Raw genomic sequence first — 16243 nt, forward strand, 5'->3', positions numbered from 1 at the left:
ATCGTAACGAGGCCTAATCCCCTATTGATCTCGCCATCGTTCCCGCATTCTCGATAGCACGAGGAAAAGGGGAGAAAATGGGTGCGAAGAAGTGGTTGACGGCGACCTTGGCGGCGGGCGCGCTGGTCTCTTGCGCGGTACCGAATCAGGGAACCGCGCTGCCCGCCGTCACGGTGGCCGTTCCCCCGAACACGATCGTGGTCCAGCCGCCCGCGGTGGCGGCGCCGCCGCGGACGGTTTATGTCACCCCCGCGGTTCCCGTGGCGCAAACGGTGATCGCCTTCTACGACGCGATCAACCGGCGTGATTTCCTCACCGCGTGGAATCTCGGTGGGCAACGGCTGGCGAAAGGCGGCACTTATGCCTCGTGGTCCAGTGGATACGCGACGACTTCGTGGGCCGGCGTCACCGTGCGGAGCGTGAGCGGGAACACCGTGTACGTCGACCTTTCGGCCCGGCAGACCGACGGTTCACTCCGCACTTTTTCCGGTTCTTACACCGTTTCCGACGGGGTGATCACCGGAGCGAAGATGAAACGCCTCTCCTAGAGCGGGACGAGCTGGGAGATCTTCCACCGGCCGTCGATCCGCACCGCCGTGACCGAGAGCTGGGACACCGAAGACTGCGGGGCGCCACCGCCCGCGGTGAGCGTCTGCTGGTCGAGGAACAGCAGCACCTCGGCCTGGTCGCCGCGCAGGGAGCGGACGCCCAGCGACCGCACCGTCGTCGTGCGCACCAGCTTCCCTTCCTCCGCCCGCTTCCGGGCCGACGCGAACTGGTCCCGGTACTGCCCGGTCGCCTCGCCGGTCAGCACGTCGGCGGCGGCCCGCTCGGTGCGCGCGAGGTTGCTGTAGTCGTAGGAGAACACGGCCTTCACCCCGGCGCCGACCTGGTCCGCGACCTCGGCCGTGGCGGCCTGGTCCACCAGCGCCGCGTTGCCGTCCGAACCCAGCGAGGACGCCTGGAGGCCGAACCACACCGCGCAGCCGGTGGCCACCACGATGATCGCGAGCAGGATCCGCGGGACGCGTCCGGTCATGAGCCCGCCGCCTGGACCGCGCCGACCTTCCAGCCGTCCTCGACGCGCTGGTAGTCCACGGTCAGCCGGCTCACCTTCGGCACGGCCGACCCGCCGCCGGTGCTGACCCGCACGTCCAGCACGGCCATCAGCCGTGCCGTCCCGGCGACGGCGTCGAGTTCGGTGACCGCGGCCTGCTTGAGCTTCGCGGTGGCGACGGTCTTGCTCGCGGTCGCCCGGTCGATCTGGATCTGCCGGTCGCCGGTGAGGTCCTTCCCGAGCCGTCCGGTGGTGACGCCGAGCCAGCGGTCGACGTCCTTCGCGCCGCTGCGGTAGTCGATCGTGTTGAGCACCTCCAGCTGGCCGGACGCGGCGGCGAGGACGGCCTCACGCTCGCGGCCCCTGGCCAGGCCGTCGTCGCCCGCGGCGCGCCACCACGACCAGCCGAACCAGGCGGCCGCGAGGACCGCCAGCGCGGCCACGACGGTGAGGGCGCGGGTGAGCATCACTTCCCGCCCAGCAACGCGCCGAGTCCGCCGGGCGCGGATCCGGTGAGCAGGCTCAGCACACCCGGCAGCTGGGCGGATTCCGCCGCCTGCGGGGTCTGCTTCGGCCGCTCCGGGACCGCCGGCGGCTTCCCGGCGTACGGGGCGTTCTGCGAGCCTCGCACACCTGTGGGGCTTCCTGGCGGCTCGGCGCAGTACGCCTGGGTGTTCACCGGTGCCTCGGTGGTGTCGTTGGCGGGACGCTGTTTCGTGCCCTCGTAGCCCTTCGTGCACGAGACCGGGTCGAAGAAGTTGAACACGACGCCGAGGTGGCCGGTGCCGTCCGGCGACGTCGAACGCGAGAACGCCGAGATGATCGGGTACGCCACGAGGAGTTCCTCGATGGCGTCGGTGCGGGCGGAGGTGATCTGGGCGGTCGTGAGCGTGTTCGCGAACAGCACCCCGAGGTCGGTCCCGGACACCGCGAGCACGTCGCTGATCTGGCGGCTCAGCTTCGGCGCCTCGTCGATCACGCGCCGCAGATCCGGGTCGGAGGTCTTCAGCTGCGCGGCGATCGTCTTGAGCCCGCTGGAGAACTGGGTGATGTTGTCCGCCTGCCGCCGCTGCGTGTCCAGCACCGTCCGCGAGTTGGCGAGCAGGCCCTGGGTGTCGGGCAGGTACTGCGTCGCGGTCGCGGTGAGCGAACCGGTGCTGTTCAGCAGCTGCCGCAGATCCGGGCCGGCGTTCGCGAACGCCTCGTAGGTCTCGTCGACGACGGTCCGCAACGATTCCGGCTTCACACTCGACACCAGTTTGTCCAAATTGGACAGCACGGTGTCCGGCGCGAGCGGGATCGAGGTCTTGTCACGTTTGATGACCGAACCTTCGGCCAGGTAGGGCCCGTTTTCGTGCATGGGCAGCAGATCGACGTATTGCTCCCCCACCGCCGACCGGTTCGCGACCGCGGCCTTGGTGTCGGCGGGGATCTTCGGCGCACCCGACTCGATGTCGAGGCCGAGGTCGATGCCGTGTTCGGTGAGCGTCATCGACGCGACCTTGCCGACCGCGACGCCGCGGTAGGACACCTCGGCGTTGACGAAGATCCCGCCGGAGTCCACGAGCTGCGCGGTGACCAGGTAGCCGCGGGTGCCGAAGAGCCGGTCCAGCCCGGCGTAGTTGCCGCCCGCGTAGACGACCGAAACCACCGCGATGACGACGAACACCGCCAGCTGGATCCTGATCTTGCGCGTGATCACCGGCCACCTCCCAGCAGCGGCCCGAGGATCCCGCCGAGCACGCCGCCCAGCACGTCCCCTTGCGCGGCCGGAGGCGCTTGCGGGAGCTCACCGGGCAACGGCAGCACCGGCGGGGCGGCACCGCCAGAGAACGGGATCGCGCCAGGTGTGCCGGTGCCCTGAGTGCCCGGCAGCTGGATGATCGGCTGCGACGAGTTGTTCATGTTCTCCAGGAAGGTGTCCAGGTTCAGGTCGATCTTGGCCTCGACGTTCGCGTAGTCGCCCTTGATCACGTTGCCCGCGTAGTCCGGGAACGGATACGTGAGCAGGATCCGCAGCGCCGTCGGCAGGTCCTGGCCCGCCTCGGTCAGCTTCTTCAGCGTGGGCTGCAACGCGCGCAGGTTCGCGACCAGCGTGTCCTTGCTCGCCTTGATCGTCTCGGTCGCGACGCCGGAAAGGGTGTTCAGCGACTGCAGCATGCCGACGAGCTGATCCCGTTGCTCGGTCACGACCTTGAGCCCCGGCGAGAGGTTGTCGAGCGCGTTCGTGAGGTTCTGCGTCTGGCCGGTCAGGGTCTTGGACAGCCGGTCGAGACCGTCGATGGCGCGCAGGATCTCGCCCTTGTGCCCGTCGAGTTCGGTGGCCAGCTTGTCCACGCGGGACAGCAGGGAGCGGACCTCGGCCTCGTTGCCGGTGAGCGCTTCGTTGAGTTCATGGCTGATCTTCTGGATCTGCTCGACCCCGCCGCCGTTGAGCAGCAGGGACAGCGCGCCGAGGACCTCTTCGACCTCGGGGTTGCGGTTCGTGCGGTCCAGTGGGATCTTCGCGCCCTCGGCGAGCGTTCCTTCGGGCTTTTCGGGGGCGTGCAGGTCGACGAACTTCTCCCCCAGCAGGCTCGACTGCCGCAGTTCGGCACGCGCGTTCGCGGGCAGCGCGATGTCGCCGTTGACCACCATGCTCACCCACGCCGAACGCGTGTCCGGCGCGAGGTCGATCTTCTCGACGCGGCCGACCGGGACGTCGTTGACCTTCACGCTCGCCTGCGGCACGAGGTCCAGGACGTCGGAGAACTGCGCGGTGAGGCGGTACGGATGGTCGCCGAGATCCGCGCCACCCGGCAAGGGAGTGTTGTACAGCCCCGAAAACCCGCCGTCACTGCATCCGGCGAGCACGAGGACGCCCGCCATCACCCCGGCGATCTTCTGCCGCTGCCGCCTCATTTCGGGAGTCCTTTGGTCATCACGTCGACCAGCGGGAGCGGCAACGGCGGCAGTTCACCGCTCTGCAGCGAGGCCAGCACCTGCGGGACCGACGGGAGTTTCAGGGTGCCGTCGAGGACGGGCGCGAGCTGCTTGCAGATGTTGCCCAGCGCGTCCGGGATCGGTTTCGGCGTGCTCGCGCTGATCAGCCGGCACACGGTCAGGATCGGCGGATGGGTCAGCTCGTTCAGGTTGTCCCGTACCGCGATCGTGCCGGACGCGGCGTCGTAGGAGTTGATGAAGTTCGTCGCCCCGGTCGGCGCGATGTCGATCACCTCGGCGAGCGAGGCACGCTGGTCCACGAGCACCTTCGTCAGCCCGGCCAGCTTGTCCACATTGGACGAGAGCAGCTCCTTGTTCTCCGCGACGAACTTCTCGACGTCGCCCATCGCCGTCGCCAGGGAGCTCAGCGCGGAGCCGACGTCGGCGGAGTCCGCGGCCAGGAAGCCGCTCACGTCCGCCGCCCTGCGGTAGAACTCGTTGAGCTGCTTGTCACTTTCGGCCAGCGCTCCGGTGAAGGAGTTCAGGTTCTGCACCGTGGTGAACAGGTCGCCCTTGGAGCTGTCCAGCGTCTTGGCCAGTTCGGACAGCCGCGTCACGGTGGTGTTGAGGTTCTTCCCGTTGCCGGCGAGGTTCGCCGCCGCGGTGTCGAGCACGCCGGACAGCGCGCCGTCCTTGTTGGCGCCGTTGGGCCCGAGGCTGGTCGAGAGCTTGTCGAGGCTCGTGTAGAGGTCGTCGAGTTCGGCGGGCGTCGCCGTCTTCTCCTTGGCGATCACCGTGCCCGTCGCCATTTCGGGGCCGCTCTCGTAGGCCGGGGTCAGCTGGACGTAGCGGTCGCTGACCAGGCTCGGCGCGACGACGACGGCGCCCGCGTCGGCCGGGATCGGCGTGTCGCCGTCGATCCGCATGTCGACCCGGACCGCCTCACCCTGCGGGGTCACGCCGGTGATCTCCCCGACCTTCACCCCGAGCACCCGGACCGACGAACCCGCGTAGAGCCCGACGGTCTTGCCGAAATAGGCGCTGATCCTGGTTCCGCCCGGTTCCTTGAACGCCAGCCACAGCCCGGCGGTCAGGAGCAGCACGAGGACGCAGGCGAACGCGACCCCATGTTGAAGGCTGGGCGCGAAGCGCCTCCGTTGAGGGTGGTGGTGGGCGAGGGGCTGGCACAGCGTGCGGGTCCGGGTGCTCATCGTCCGCCCACCCCCTGGTTCGGCGCCGCGATCGGCGGGGTGCAGCCCTCCGGGTTCACCTGGAACGCGCCCGCGATGATCGTCGGCGGCAGCAGCCCGCACAGGTAGCCCTCGAACCAGCGCCCGTTGCCGGTGGCGTTGGCGCCGACGCGGGCGAACGGCGCCATCAGCGCGAGACTGCGGCTGAGGTTGTCCTGGTTGCGCTGCAGGATGTCGGTGACCTTGCCGAGTTTCTCCAGCGTCGGCTTCAGCTGTTGCCGGTTGTCGGCGACGAGACCGGACAGCTGCGCGGAAACCTGTTGCGTGCCCTTGAGCAAGGTGCTGATCGCGTCCTTCCGGTTCTGCAGTTCGGCGAGCAGGAGATTGCCGTCGTCGAGGATCCGTTTCAGCTGCGCGTTGCGATCGGACAGCGTCTTGGAGACCTTGCTCGTGTTGGCCAGCAACGACTTCAGGTCACTGTCGCGTGAGGACACCGTCTTGGACAACGCGGAAAGCCCGCCGAGGGCGTCCTTGAGGTACTGCGGGCTGTCCTTGAGCGCGTCGGACAGGACGGTGAAACTCGTCGCCAGCTGCGCGGTGTCGATCTCGCCGACCGTGCCCGACAGCTCCTGGAACGCGTCCTGCAGTTCGAACGGCGTCCGCGTGCGATCGAGCCCGATGGTGGTGTTCGGGTCCTGGTTCCCCTTGCCCTTAGGCGTGAGCGCGAGGAACTTCTCGCCCAGCAGCGTCTTGATCTCGATCGACGCCGCGGTCGCGTCACCGACCCGCACGTCCTTGACCCGGAATTTCACCAGCACCTTCTTGCCTGCCAGCTCGACCGAACTGACCTGCCCGACCTTGACCCCGGCGACCTGCACCTCGTTGTCCGGCGCCAGCCCGGCCGACTCGCCGAAGTACGCGGAGTACGTCGTCCCGCTGCCGAACAACGGGATCCGGTCGGAGAAGTACGTCGTCGCCGTGATCAGCACGATCAGGATCAGCGTCACGCCGCCGACCACGGCCTGGTTGCGTTCCTTGAGCGGCTTCACGGCCCGCACCTCTCCGGTCGCTGCGTGCCGGGCAGCGGCGTGATCGGCAGTTCGATGTTGAGCGACTTGATGCCGATGCTGCCGGAGATCCCGCACAGGTAGTAGTTGAACCAGCTGCCGTAGCTCAGCGTCCTGGTGAACTTCTGCAGGTTGCCCGGCAGCACCTGCAGGAGATGATCGAGCAGCTGTTCGGAATCGCCGAGGTTCTGCGACAGCGCGCCGAGCTGGGCGACGTCGTCCTTGAGCGCGGGCCGCGCGTCGGCGAGCAGGCCGGTCGTGGCGACGGTGAGATCGCCCAGCGCCTTGACGGCTTCCCCGATCGGCTGGCGCTGTTCCGAAAGCCCGGTGACCAGCCGCTGGGTCTGGTCGATCAGCTCGCCCAGCTGCGGCGAGCGACGCTCGACCGTGCCGAGCACGGTGTTGAGGTTCGCGATGACCTCGCCGATGATCTTGTCCTTGCCCGCGATGGCCGACGTGACCGACGCGGTGTGCGCGAGCAGGCTGGTGATCGTGCCGCCCTCGCCCTGGAAGACCTGGATGATCTCGTAGGACAGTTTGTTGACGTCCTCGGGGTTCAGCGCGCGGAAGAGCGGTTTGAACCCGTTGAAGAGCACGGTCAGGTTCAGTGCCGGTTTGGTGCGCTCGGGCGGGATGATCCCGCCGCGCGGCAACGACTTCTCGTCCCCGATGTCCGTGCCGAGCGAGAGATACCGCTGCCCGACCAGGTTGCGGTACTTGATGGTCGCGGTCACCGAGGCGGGCAACCGGTGCGAGGTCTGGACGTCGAAGTGGACCTGGGCGAAGTTCTTGTCGCCCTCCTCCACCTCGATCTTGCCGACCTGGCCGACCTTCACGCCGACGATGCGGACGTCGTCGCCCTCCTTGAGACCGGACGCGTCGGTGAACTTGGCCGTGTAACCCGAGGTCTCGCCGAAGTTGGTGTTCGCGATGGTGGCGCCGAGGACCGCGGTGAGCAGCACGGTCACCACGGCGAAGACGAGGATCTTGACCAGATCCGGGACGAAGGACCTCATCGGGCGCCCCTCCCGTCTCGTGTGCTGAAGGACGCTTTCGCCGCGTCACATGCGGTGAAGGGCCCCTTCAGGTCGCCCCGGCGGCGGGAGGTCGCCGCGCGCACAGTCCTCATCGCAGTTCCACCTCCGCCCCGCGGTACAGCGGCCCCACCAGCAGGCTGCCCCAGTTCGGCACCTGGTCCGGCGTCGTGCCCATCGCCGGCGACACGAGCAGGTCGATCAGCCGCTGCTCGTCCGGCGAGTTCACCACCGAACCACCCGCGTTCCCGCCCGCGGGAATGGTCCCGTTCGAGGGCAGGGTGCCGTCGGGGTCGCGCGGCGGCGCGGGTTTCGACGATCCGTCGTCGATCGCGCCGTCCGGCGGATACTGCGGCCAGCGGCCCGGCGGCGGGACCTCCGGGTAGCACCGGGGCCCGCGTTTGTCGTTGTACTTCGGCTCGTCGACGCCGGGCAGGTACTTGCCGCGGCTCGGCGTGAATTCGATCGTCACCCGGCTGACCTCGGGATGCGCGGTGCCCTTGCCGAACGCGAGTTCCGCGCGCGGCACCGATCCGGCGAGCTGTTTGAGCAGGCACGGGTACTCCGGCGCGTATTTCGCGAGGACGTCCAAAGTGGGCTGGAGATTGGTGGTGAGGCGGATCAGGTTGTCCTGGTTGACCTTCAGGAAGCTCATCAGGTCGATCGAGGCCGCGGTCACCGTCGAGTAGACGTCGGCGAGACCGCGCTGGCTCTCCACCAGCGTCTTGCTCGTGGTGGTCAGATCCGCAAGCGCCGCCAGCAGATCCGGCGCGGCCTTGTCGTAGATCGCGGCGGCGTCGGCGACCCCGGTGATGTCGGCCTTGAGGTCCGGCAGCGACGGGTTCACCTTGCCCAGGTACTCCGAAAGCCCCGCCATCGTCGCACCGAGCTGCTTGCCCTGACCGTCCAAAGCGGACGCGACGGCGTTGAGCGTACTGGCCATCTTCTCCGGCTGGACGGCCTGCAGCAACGGCATCACGTTGCCGAGCACGGTTTCCAGCTCGATCGCGCTGCTGCTGCGGTCCTGCGGGATGACGTCGCCCTCGGCGATGTGCCGCTCCGGCTTCTCCGGTACCTGCAAAGCGACATACCGCTCGCCGAACAACGTCTTCGGCAGCAGCCGCGCGGACACGTTGGACGGGATGACCGGCGTCTTGTCCGGTTGCAGCGCCAGATCCATCGTCGCGCGGTCACCGTGGGCCTGGATCGACCGGACTTCGCCGACGACCATCCCCCGCACCTTCACGTCCGCGCCCTCGCGCATCTGGTTGCCGATGCGGTCGGTTTCCAATTTCACCAGGGTCACCGTGGTGAAGGCCTTCTGGTAGAAGGCGATGGTGGTGACGAAGAACAGCACGACCACCACGAGGAAGATCAGCCCCAGCACCTGGTGCCGGAGCCGCTGCAGCAGCATCCTCCTGTTCACCCGGAAATCCTCACTGTCGTGGTGGCGCCCCAGATCGCGAGGCTCAGGAAGAAGTCGAGCACCGAGATCAGCACGATCGACGTCCGCACCGCGCGGCCGACCGCGACGCCGACACCGGCGGGCCCACCGCTGGCGGTATAGCCGTAGTAGCAATGGGACAGGATGACGAGCACGCTGAAGATGATCACCTTGAGGAACGACCAGAGCACGTCCTCGGGCGGCAGGAACAGCGTGAAGTAATGGTCGTAGGTGCCCGCGGACTGGCCGTAGAGCCAGATGGTGATCTGCCGCGATGCGAGATAGGACGAAAGCAGCCCGACGGCGTAAAGCGGGATGACCGCGGTGACGCCGGCGATCACCCGCGTCGTCACGAGATACGGCATGCTCGGCACGCCCATCACTTCGAGCGCGTCGATCTCCTCGGAGATCTTCATCGCGCCCAATTGCGCGGTGAACCCGCAGCCGACGGTGGCCGAAAGCGCGAGCCCGGCCGAAAGCGGCGCGACCTCACGGGTGTTGAAGTAGGCCGAGATGAATCCGGTGAGCGCGGCGGTGCCGAGCTGGTTCAGCGCCGAATACCCCTGCAGGCCGACGATGAGACCGGTGAACAGCGTCATCCCGATCATCACGCCGAGCGTCCCGCCGATCACCGCGAGCGCGCCGGTGCCGAAGCTGACCTCGGTCAGCAGGCGGAAGATCTCGCGGCCGTAGCGCCGGATCGTGCGCGGGGTCCAGGCCAGCGCACGGAAGTAGAACGACAGCTGGCCGCCGAAGCCTTCGAGCATCGCACCGGGACGCGCGATGATCTCGAGCGTCCGGTCGGAGACAGCGGGTTCGCCTGCCATGTCACATCGCCTTCGGTGGCACGATCCGCAGGTAGATCGCGGTCAGCACGACGTTGATCAGGAACAGCAGCAGGAACGTGATGACCACGGCCTGGTTCACCGCGTCGCCGACGCCCTTCGGCCCGCCCGCCGGGTTCAGCCCGCGGAACGCCGCGACCACCCCGGCGACGAAACCGTAGAGGAACGCCTTGATCTCGCTGATCCACAGGTCCGGCACCTGCGCGAGCGCGTTGAAGCTGGCGAGGTAGGCGCCCGGCGTGCCGCCCTGCATGACGACGTTGAAGAAGTAGCCGCCGAGCACGCCGACGACGCTGACCAAACCGTTCAGCAGCACCGAAACCACGATCGCGGCGAGCACGCGCGGCACGATCAGGCGCTGGATCGGGTTGACCCCGAGCACCTCCATCGCGTCGATCTCTTCGCGGATCTTGCGGGCACCGATGTCGGCGCAGACCGCGCTGCCGCCCGCGCCGGCCACCAGCAGCGCGGTGATCAGCGGGCTCGCCTGCTGCACGATCGCGAGCGCGCTCGCCGCGCCGGTGAACGACTGCGCGCCGATCTGCTGCGTCAGCGAACCCAGCTGCAGCGCGATGACCGCGCCGAACGGGATCGCCACGAGCGCCGTGGGCAGGATGGTGACACTGGCGAAGAACCAGCACTGCTGGATCCATTCGCGGAACTGGAACGGTCGCTTGAAGATCGCGCGCAGCACTTCCCACGACAGCGTCGCGAGCCTGCCGACCTGTGTGAGCGCACCCGTACCGGGGACGGACACCGTCGCTCCCACAGAACCTCCCAGTCGCCTGTCCCGAGTCTTACTCCACCTGTCAACGCCCCATTGCGTTAGCGGTGTTCACTTTGCTCTCGGCACCTCCGCGTCAGAACTTGAGAGCGTGCGTCGCGGTCGCGCCGCCGTCGGCGACGAACTCCGCGCCCGTGCTGTACGAACTTTCGTCACTGGCCAGGAACAGCACGAGTTTCGCGATGTCCTCCGGCTGCCCGACGCGGCCGAGGGCGACCTTCTTGCCCACCCACGACATGTCGACTTTCTGCCCGCCCGCGGCGGCGGCGACCATCGGGGTGTCGATCGCGCCGGGGTGGACCGAATTGACCCGGATGTTCTTCGCGCCGAGTTCGAGCGCGGCGACCTTGGTCATCCCGCGGATCGCGAACTTGCTCGCGGTGTAGGCGACGAGGAACGGCATCCCGGCGAGCCCCTCCACTGAGGACACGTTGACGATGGAGCCGCCTCCGGCCCCGGTCATCGGTTCAACGACCGAGCGCATCCCGAGAAACGCCCCGACCTGGTTGACCCGGATGACGCGTTCGTAGTCGGCGAGCGTGGTCTTGCCCAGTTCCGAGAAGTGCAGGATGCCCGCGTTGTTGACCAGCACGGTCGGCGGGCCGAACTCCGCTCGGGCGCGTTCGATCGCCGCGTCCCATTCGGCCTCGTCGCCGACGTCGAGGTGCTGGTAGACCGCCGCTTCGCCGAGCTCGGCGGCGAGCTTCTTACCGTCGAGGTCGTTGATGTCGGCGATCACCACACGCGCGCCCTCGGCGACGAACAGCCGTGCGGCCGCCTCGCCCTGCCCGCGGGCGCCGCCGGTGATCAGCGCTACCTTGCCGTCGAGCCTGCCCATCGTCATCTCCTCTGATTCACGGCAGCGACATGATCTCGGAGGCGGAGAACATCCGTTCCGGGTCGCGGTCGGCGAAGTAGCCGCCCACGCTGGTGGCGAGTTCTTCGGCGGTCCAGGTGCCGTTGACGGTGTCGAACCGCTGTTCCACCGACGGCGGGCGCATCAGCGCGACCATCCCGCCGTAGACGAGGAACACCTGGCCGTTGACGCGATCGGCGTCCGGCGAGCAGAGGAAGGACACGAACGGCGCGACGTGGTCGACCGAAAGCGGGTCGATCCCCTCCGGCGCGTCGGCACCGAAGACGCCCTCGGTCATCGCCGTGCGGGCGCGCGGGCAGATCGCGTTGGCGCGGACACCGTAGCGGGAGAGGCCGCGCGCGGTGGAGACGGTCAGCGCGGCGATGCCCGCCTTGGCCGCACCGTAGTTCGGCTGGCCGGGGGCGCCGAGCAGGAACGACTCCGACGCGGTGTTGACCACCCGGCCGTACACCGGCGCGCCGTCCACTTTGGACTTGTCACGCCAGTACGCCCCGGCGTTGCGCGAAAGCAGGAAGTGCCCGCGCAGGTGGACGCGGAGCACCGTGTCCCATTCGTCGTCGGTCATCGAGAAGAGCATCCGGTCGCGCAGCACGCCCGCGTTGTTGACCAGCACGTGCAGCCCGCCGAAATGGTCGACGGCGGCGGTGAGCAGCGCGTCGGCGGTCGCGGATTCCGAAACGTCGCCGGTGACCGCGATGGCCTTGCCGCCCTCGGCCTCGATCTCGTCGGCCACCGCCCGCGCGGCGGCGGACACGTCGTTGACCACGACCGACGCTCCCGCGGCGGCCAGCGCCAGCGCCTCGGCCCGGCCGAGTCCCGCGCCGGCGCCGGTCACGATGGCCGTCTTGCCGTCCAAACTCACTCCGGGCCTCCTTGCCTCTCCGCACACACTAGAATCTGTTCTTGCTCGATGCAAGCATTAAATGAACGGTGCTAACCACGTATGAGCAGGGCGTTCTTCGGGCAGCTCGCCACAGCTTGAGTAACACGTTCTACCTGATTCTGCGGAACTTCTCCCGACGCGAGGACCAGCTCCTCGTCGTCGTCGAGATCGAAGACCTCGGGCGCGAAGCCGACACAGATCGCGTTCGCCTCGCAGAGCGAGCGATCGACGCCGATCTCCATATTCCCTCCTCGCCGCCACACCTGGTACAACTAGAACAGGTTCTACCCTACCGCCGCGAGCGGCCATGGCACCAGTAACGAGCACCGACGGCAGAGGTGACGGATGCGGATCGACTACACGCCGGAGCAGCGGGCACTGGCGGGCGAACTCCGGGAGTACTTCGCCGGGCTGATGACCCCGGACCGCCGGGAAGCCCTGGCCGGCGACGGCGGCGAGTACGGCAACGGCCTGGTGTACAAGGAAATCGTTCGCGACCTCGGCAGGGCGGGCTGGCTCGCGATCGGCTGGCCGCGCGAGTACGGCGGGCAGGACCGGCCGATGCTCGACCAGCTCATCTTCACCGACGAGGCGGCCGCGGCCGGGGTGCCCGTCCCGTTCCTCACGGTGAACACCGTCGGGCCGACGATCATGCGTTACGGTACCGAAGAACAGAAGGCGTTCTACCTGCCGAAGATCGCCGCGGGCGAACTGCACTTCGCGATCGGCTACTCCGAACCGGGCGCGGGCACCGACCTGGCGGCGCTGCGCACCCGCGCGATCCGCGACGGCGACGACTACGTCATCAACGGCCAGAAGATGTGGACGAGCCTGATCGAGTACGCCGACTACATCTGGCTGGCCGCCCGCACCGATCCCGACGCGCATCGGCACAAGGGCCTGAGCATGCTGATCGTGCCGACGTCGGCCCCCGGTTTCTCCTGGACGAAGGTGCACACGGTCGCCGGGCCGGGCACGAGCGCCACCTACTACGACGACGTCCGCGTCCCGGTGACCTCCCGGGTCGCCGGGGAGAACGAGGGCTGGCCGCTCATCACGAACCAGCTCAACCACGAGCGGGTCGCGCTGACCTCGGCCGCGCCGATCCAGACGTCGCTGCGCGAGGTACGCGCCTGGGCGCAGACCACGAAGCTGCCGGACGGCACCCGCGTCGCCGACCAGCCGTGGGTGCGGCTGCACCTGGCGCGGATCCACGCCCACGCCGAGTACCTGAAACTGCGGAACTGGCGGATCGCCTGGGCCGCCGCGAGCAGCGAGCTGGGCCCCGAAGAGGCTTCGGCGACCAAGGTGTTCGGCACGGAGTTCGCGACCGAGGCCTACCGGCTGATGATGGAGATCCTCGGCGCGGGCGCGGTGGTCCGCGAGGGCTCCCCCGGTGCCCAGCTGCGCGGCCGCGTCGAACGGCTGCACCGCTCGTCGCTGATCCTCACCTTCGGCGGCGGCGCCAACGAGATCCAGCGGGACATGATCGCCGCGACCGCCCTCGGCCTGCCCGTCACGCGCTAGGAGATATCGATGGACTTCACGCTCACGGAAGCGCAGCGGGACCTCGCATCGCTGACGCGCCGGATCCTGACGGACAAGGTCACCCCCGAGGTGCTGGGACCACACGGTTCCGGCGGCTTCGACGCTCCACTGTGGACTTCTTTGGCTCAGGCGGGCGTGCTCGACGCGGCGCTCCCGCAGTCGGTCGGCGGCGGTGGGTTCGGGCTGCTGGAGCAGTGTTCGGTACTGGCCGAAATCGGCCGCGCGGTCGCGCCCGTGCCGTATCTGACCTCGGTGGTCATGGGCGCAGCGGCGGTAGCGGAATTCGGGGACGGGCGGCTCGCGGAACGCTGGATCGTCCCGGTCCTGCGCGGCGATCACGTCCTCGCGGTGGCGTTGCCGGATTACGGCGTGCCGTGCGGTTTCACCGCCGAGGCCGACGACGACGGCTGGCGGCTGACCGGCGCGCAGACCGCGGTGCCGTCGGGCGCGTTCGCGCACGGATTCCTCGTCGAAGCCGCCATCGACGGCGGTCGTCAGGTGTTCCTGCTCGACCGGGACGCCGTGACGGTCTCACCGCAGCGGACCGTCGACCACGCCGACGCGGCGCTCGTCGAACTGTCCGGCGCGAAGGCCACGGCCTCGCTGGGCGACGTCGGCGAATGGCTGCGGCTCCGGGGCACGATCGGTGTCTGCGCGCAGCAGCTCGGCGTCGTCGAACGGGCGCTGGAGCTGACCGCGGCGTACGCGCGGGAACGCAAGCAGTTCGGCCACCTGATCGGGAGTTTCCAGGCGGTGCGGCAGCGGCTCGCCGACGCCTACGTCGACGTCGAAGCCGTCCGGCTGACGTTGTGGCAGGCCGCCTGGCGGCTGAGCGAAGGGCTTCCGGCGGCCGAAGAGGTCGCGACCGCGAAGTTCTGGGCGGCCGAGGCCGGGCACCGTGTCGCGCACACCGCCGTGCACATCCACGGCGGGGTCGGCATCGACGTCGACCACACGCTGCATCGCTACTTCGTCGCGGCGAAGCGGCTCGAGTTCACCCTCGGCGGGGCGACCGCGCAGCTGGGCGGGCTCGGCGATCTCCTGGCCGCGGCTCCGGCATGACCCCCACGGTCACGGAACTCCTGCTCGCGCGGGCGGAGGACCACTCGACCGGGTTGCTGTTCGAGGACCGGCGCTGGACCTGGGCCGAACACGTCCGGGCCTGCGCCGGCCACGCGGCCGCGCTCGCCGAAACCCTGCGTCCCGGCGGGCATTTCGGGTTGCTGGCGGACAACGTCCCCGAGTTCTCGTTCCTGCTCGGCGGGGCGGCGCTCTCGGGGCACGTGCTGGTCGGCCTGAACCCGACGCGCCGGGGCGCGGCGCTGGCCCGTGACATCGCACTGGCCGACTGCGAGCTGGTGTTCGCCGAGGAGAAGTACCTGCCGCTGCTGTCCGAGGCCGGCGTTCCGGTGCTGCCGCTGAGCGATCTCGAACCGGCCCGCGAGGCAGTCGTGCCGGTGGCCGCGAAACCCGAAGACCTGCTCATGCTGATCTTCACCTCCGGGACCAGCGGCGACCCGAAGGCCGTCCGGTGCACCCACGGCAAGATCGCCTACCCCGGCGAGATGCTGGCCACGCGGTTCGGTTTGTCCACAGAGGACACCGTCTACGTGTCGATGCCGATGTTCCACTCCAACGCCATCATGGCGGGCTGGTCGGTCGGGCTCGCGGCGGGCGCGGGGATCGCGCTGCGACGGCGGTTCTCCGCCTCCGGTTTCCTGCCGGACGTCCGGAAGTTCGGGGCGACCTACGCCAACTACGTCGGCAAGCCACTGTCCTATGTGCTCACCACACCCTCGCGGGACGACGACGCCGACAACCCGCTGAAGCTGGTCTACGGCAACGAAGGCGCGGAAGCCGACCTCGCCGCTTTCGGCCGGCGCTTCGGCTGCCACGTGGTCGACGCGTTCGGTTCGACCGAGGGTGGCGTGAACTTCGGCAGGGACGCCACCACCCCGCCCGGTTCGCTCGGGCGCCTGCTCGACGGCGTGGCCGTCCTCCATCCGGAGACCGGGAAACCCTGTCCCCCGGCGGAATTCGGCGACGGCGGGAAGCTGCTCAACGCCGCCGAAGCGGTCGGCGAACTGGTCAACACCGGTGGTCCCGGTTTCTTCGCCGGGTATTACGGCGATCCCGAGGCCGAGGCCGAGCGGATGCGCGACGGGATGTACCACACCGGCGATCTCGCGTACCTCGACGCGGACGGGTACTGCTATTTCGCGGGCAGGCTCGGCGATTGGCTGCGTGTCGACGGCGAGAACCTCGGCACCGCCCCGATCGAACGCGCGCTCCTGCGGCATCCCGCCGTCAGCGAGGCGGCCGTGTACGGCGTCCCGGATCCGCGCGTCGGCGACCAGGTGCTGGCCGCCCTGGTCTGCCGGGCGCCGCTCGCCGCGGACGAGTTCGCCGCTTTCGTTGCCGCACAAAGCGATCTGGGTCCGAAGCAGCGACCGAGGTTCGTCCGCGTGCTCGACGCGCTGCCGCGGACGGCGACGCACAAGGTCCTCAAACGGGAACTGGCCGCGGACGGCACGACCGACGCCTGGGAAGTCCGCTACCCCCGCATTTAGTCCTCTGAATGCGGTAGTTCGC

At 68.8% G+C, this 16243-nt stretch carries 17 protein-coding genes; 4 read left to right on the plus strand and 13 right to left on the minus strand.

Annotation, left to right across the window (positions count from 1 at the left end; all coding sequences use genetic code 11):
- Positions 1–77 precede the first annotated feature (77 nt).
- Positions 78–548: a hypothetical protein gene (locus DMC61_RS08405; RefSeq protein ID WP_125688214.1), complete on the plus strand. Its 471-nt coding sequence runs from the start codon at positions 78–80 to the stop codon at positions 546–548.
- On the opposite strand, the gene DMC61_RS08410 is transcribed toward DMC61_RS08405, so the two are convergent.
- The 13 genes from DMC61_RS08410 to DMC61_RS08470 all read right to left on the minus strand — a co-directional run bounded on the left by DMC61_RS08410 (position 545) and on the right by DMC61_RS08470 (position 12345).
- A complete protein-coding gene (locus DMC61_RS08410) occupies positions 545–1039 on the minus strand; it encodes a hypothetical protein (RefSeq protein ID WP_125688216.1) in 495 nt (164 codons plus the stop codon). The genes DMC61_RS08405 and DMC61_RS08410 overlap by 4 nt on opposite strands.
- Positions 1036–1524: a hypothetical protein gene (locus tag DMC61_RS08415; RefSeq protein ID WP_125688218.1), complete on the minus strand. Its 489-nt coding sequence runs from the start codon at positions 1522–1524 to the stop codon at positions 1036–1038. Before DMC61_RS08415 ends, DMC61_RS08410 begins: the two co-directional genes overlap by 4 nt.
- Positions 1524–2759: an MCE family protein gene (locus DMC61_RS08420; protein ID WP_199749938.1), complete on the minus strand. Its 1236-nt coding sequence runs from the start codon at positions 2757–2759 to the stop codon at positions 1524–1526. Before DMC61_RS08420 ends, DMC61_RS08415 begins: the two co-directional genes overlap by 1 nt.
- The gene (locus DMC61_RS08425) at positions 2756–3958 is read right to left on the minus strand and encodes an MCE family protein (RefSeq protein WP_125688220.1); all 1203 of its coding nucleotides are present in this window, start codon (positions 3956–3958) and stop codon (positions 2756–2758) included. The genes DMC61_RS08420 and DMC61_RS08425 overlap by 4 nt, the downstream gene beginning before the upstream one ends.
- Positions 3955–5190: an MCE family protein gene (locus DMC61_RS08430; protein WP_233594735.1), complete on the minus strand. Its 1236-nt coding sequence runs from the start codon at positions 5188–5190 to the stop codon at positions 3955–3957. The genes DMC61_RS08425 and DMC61_RS08430 overlap by 4 nt, the downstream gene beginning before the upstream one ends.
- Entirely contained in the window at positions 5187–6218 is a 1032-nt protein-coding gene (locus DMC61_RS08435; protein WP_199749939.1) for an MCE family protein, read from the minus strand. Before DMC61_RS08435 ends, DMC61_RS08430 begins: the two co-directional genes overlap by 4 nt.
- Entirely contained in the window at positions 6215–7252 is a 1038-nt protein-coding gene (locus tag DMC61_RS08440) for an MCE family protein (protein WP_125688224.1), read from the minus strand. The genes DMC61_RS08435 and DMC61_RS08440 overlap by 4 nt, the downstream gene beginning before the upstream one ends.
- Positions 7253–7361: 109 nt before the next feature.
- Entirely contained in the window at positions 7362–8684 is a 1323-nt protein-coding gene (locus DMC61_RS08445; RefSeq protein ID WP_125688455.1) for an MCE family protein, read from the minus strand.
- A gap of 8 nt (positions 8685–8692) precedes the next feature.
- Positions 8693–9541: an ABC transporter permease gene (locus tag DMC61_RS08450; RefSeq protein WP_016332769.1), complete on the minus strand. Its 849-nt coding sequence runs from the start codon at positions 9539–9541 to the stop codon at positions 8693–8695.
- 1 nt (position 9542) lies between these two features.
- Positions 9543–10328 carry an ABC transporter permease gene (locus DMC61_RS08455; protein ID WP_125688226.1) on the minus strand — a complete coding sequence of 262 codons (786 nt, stop codon included), beginning with the start codon at positions 10326–10328 and terminating at the stop codon, positions 9543–9545.
- A 91-nt stretch (positions 10329–10419) separates the two neighbouring features.
- Positions 10420–11181, minus strand: coding sequence for a glucose 1-dehydrogenase (locus tag DMC61_RS08460; RefSeq protein ID WP_125688228.1), 762 nt, complete (start codon positions 11179–11181; stop codon positions 10420–10422).
- Positions 11182–11197: 16 nt separating this feature from the next.
- Positions 11198–12082 carry a 3-oxoacyl-ACP reductase gene (locus DMC61_RS08465; protein ID WP_125688230.1) on the minus strand — a complete coding sequence of 295 codons (885 nt, stop codon included), beginning with the start codon at positions 12080–12082 and terminating at the stop codon, positions 11198–11200.
- 71 nt (positions 12083–12153) lie between these two features.
- Entirely contained in the window at positions 12154–12345 is a 192-nt protein-coding gene (locus DMC61_RS08470) for a ferredoxin (protein ID WP_063275041.1), read from the minus strand.
- A gap of 103 nt (positions 12346–12448) precedes the next feature.
- On the opposite strand from DMC61_RS08470, the gene DMC61_RS08475 reads away from it, so the two are divergent.
- The 3 genes from DMC61_RS08475 to DMC61_RS08485 are packed head-to-tail and all read left to right on the plus strand — an operon-like array spanning position 12449 to position 16221.
- Entirely contained in the window at positions 12449–13630 is a 1182-nt protein-coding gene (locus DMC61_RS08475) for an acyl-CoA dehydrogenase family protein (protein ID WP_125688232.1), read from the plus strand.
- 9 nt (positions 13631–13639) lie between these two features.
- Positions 13640–14713, plus strand: a complete 1074-nt coding sequence (locus DMC61_RS08480; RefSeq protein ID WP_125688234.1) for an acyl-CoA dehydrogenase family protein — start codon at positions 13640–13642, stop codon at positions 14711–14713.
- On the plus strand, positions 14710–16221 hold the full coding sequence (locus DMC61_RS08485; RefSeq protein WP_125688236.1) for a long-chain-fatty-acid--CoA ligase: 1512 nt from the start codon (positions 14710–14712) through the stop codon (positions 16219–16221). The genes DMC61_RS08480 and DMC61_RS08485 overlap by 4 nt, the downstream gene beginning before the upstream one ends.
- Positions 16222–16243: the final 22 nt, after the last annotated feature.

Source organism: Amycolatopsis sp. WAC 04169, assembly GCF_003947535.1.
Taxonomy (GTDB): domain Bacteria; phylum Actinomycetota; class Actinomycetes; order Mycobacteriales; family Pseudonocardiaceae; genus Amycolatopsis; species Amycolatopsis keratiniphila.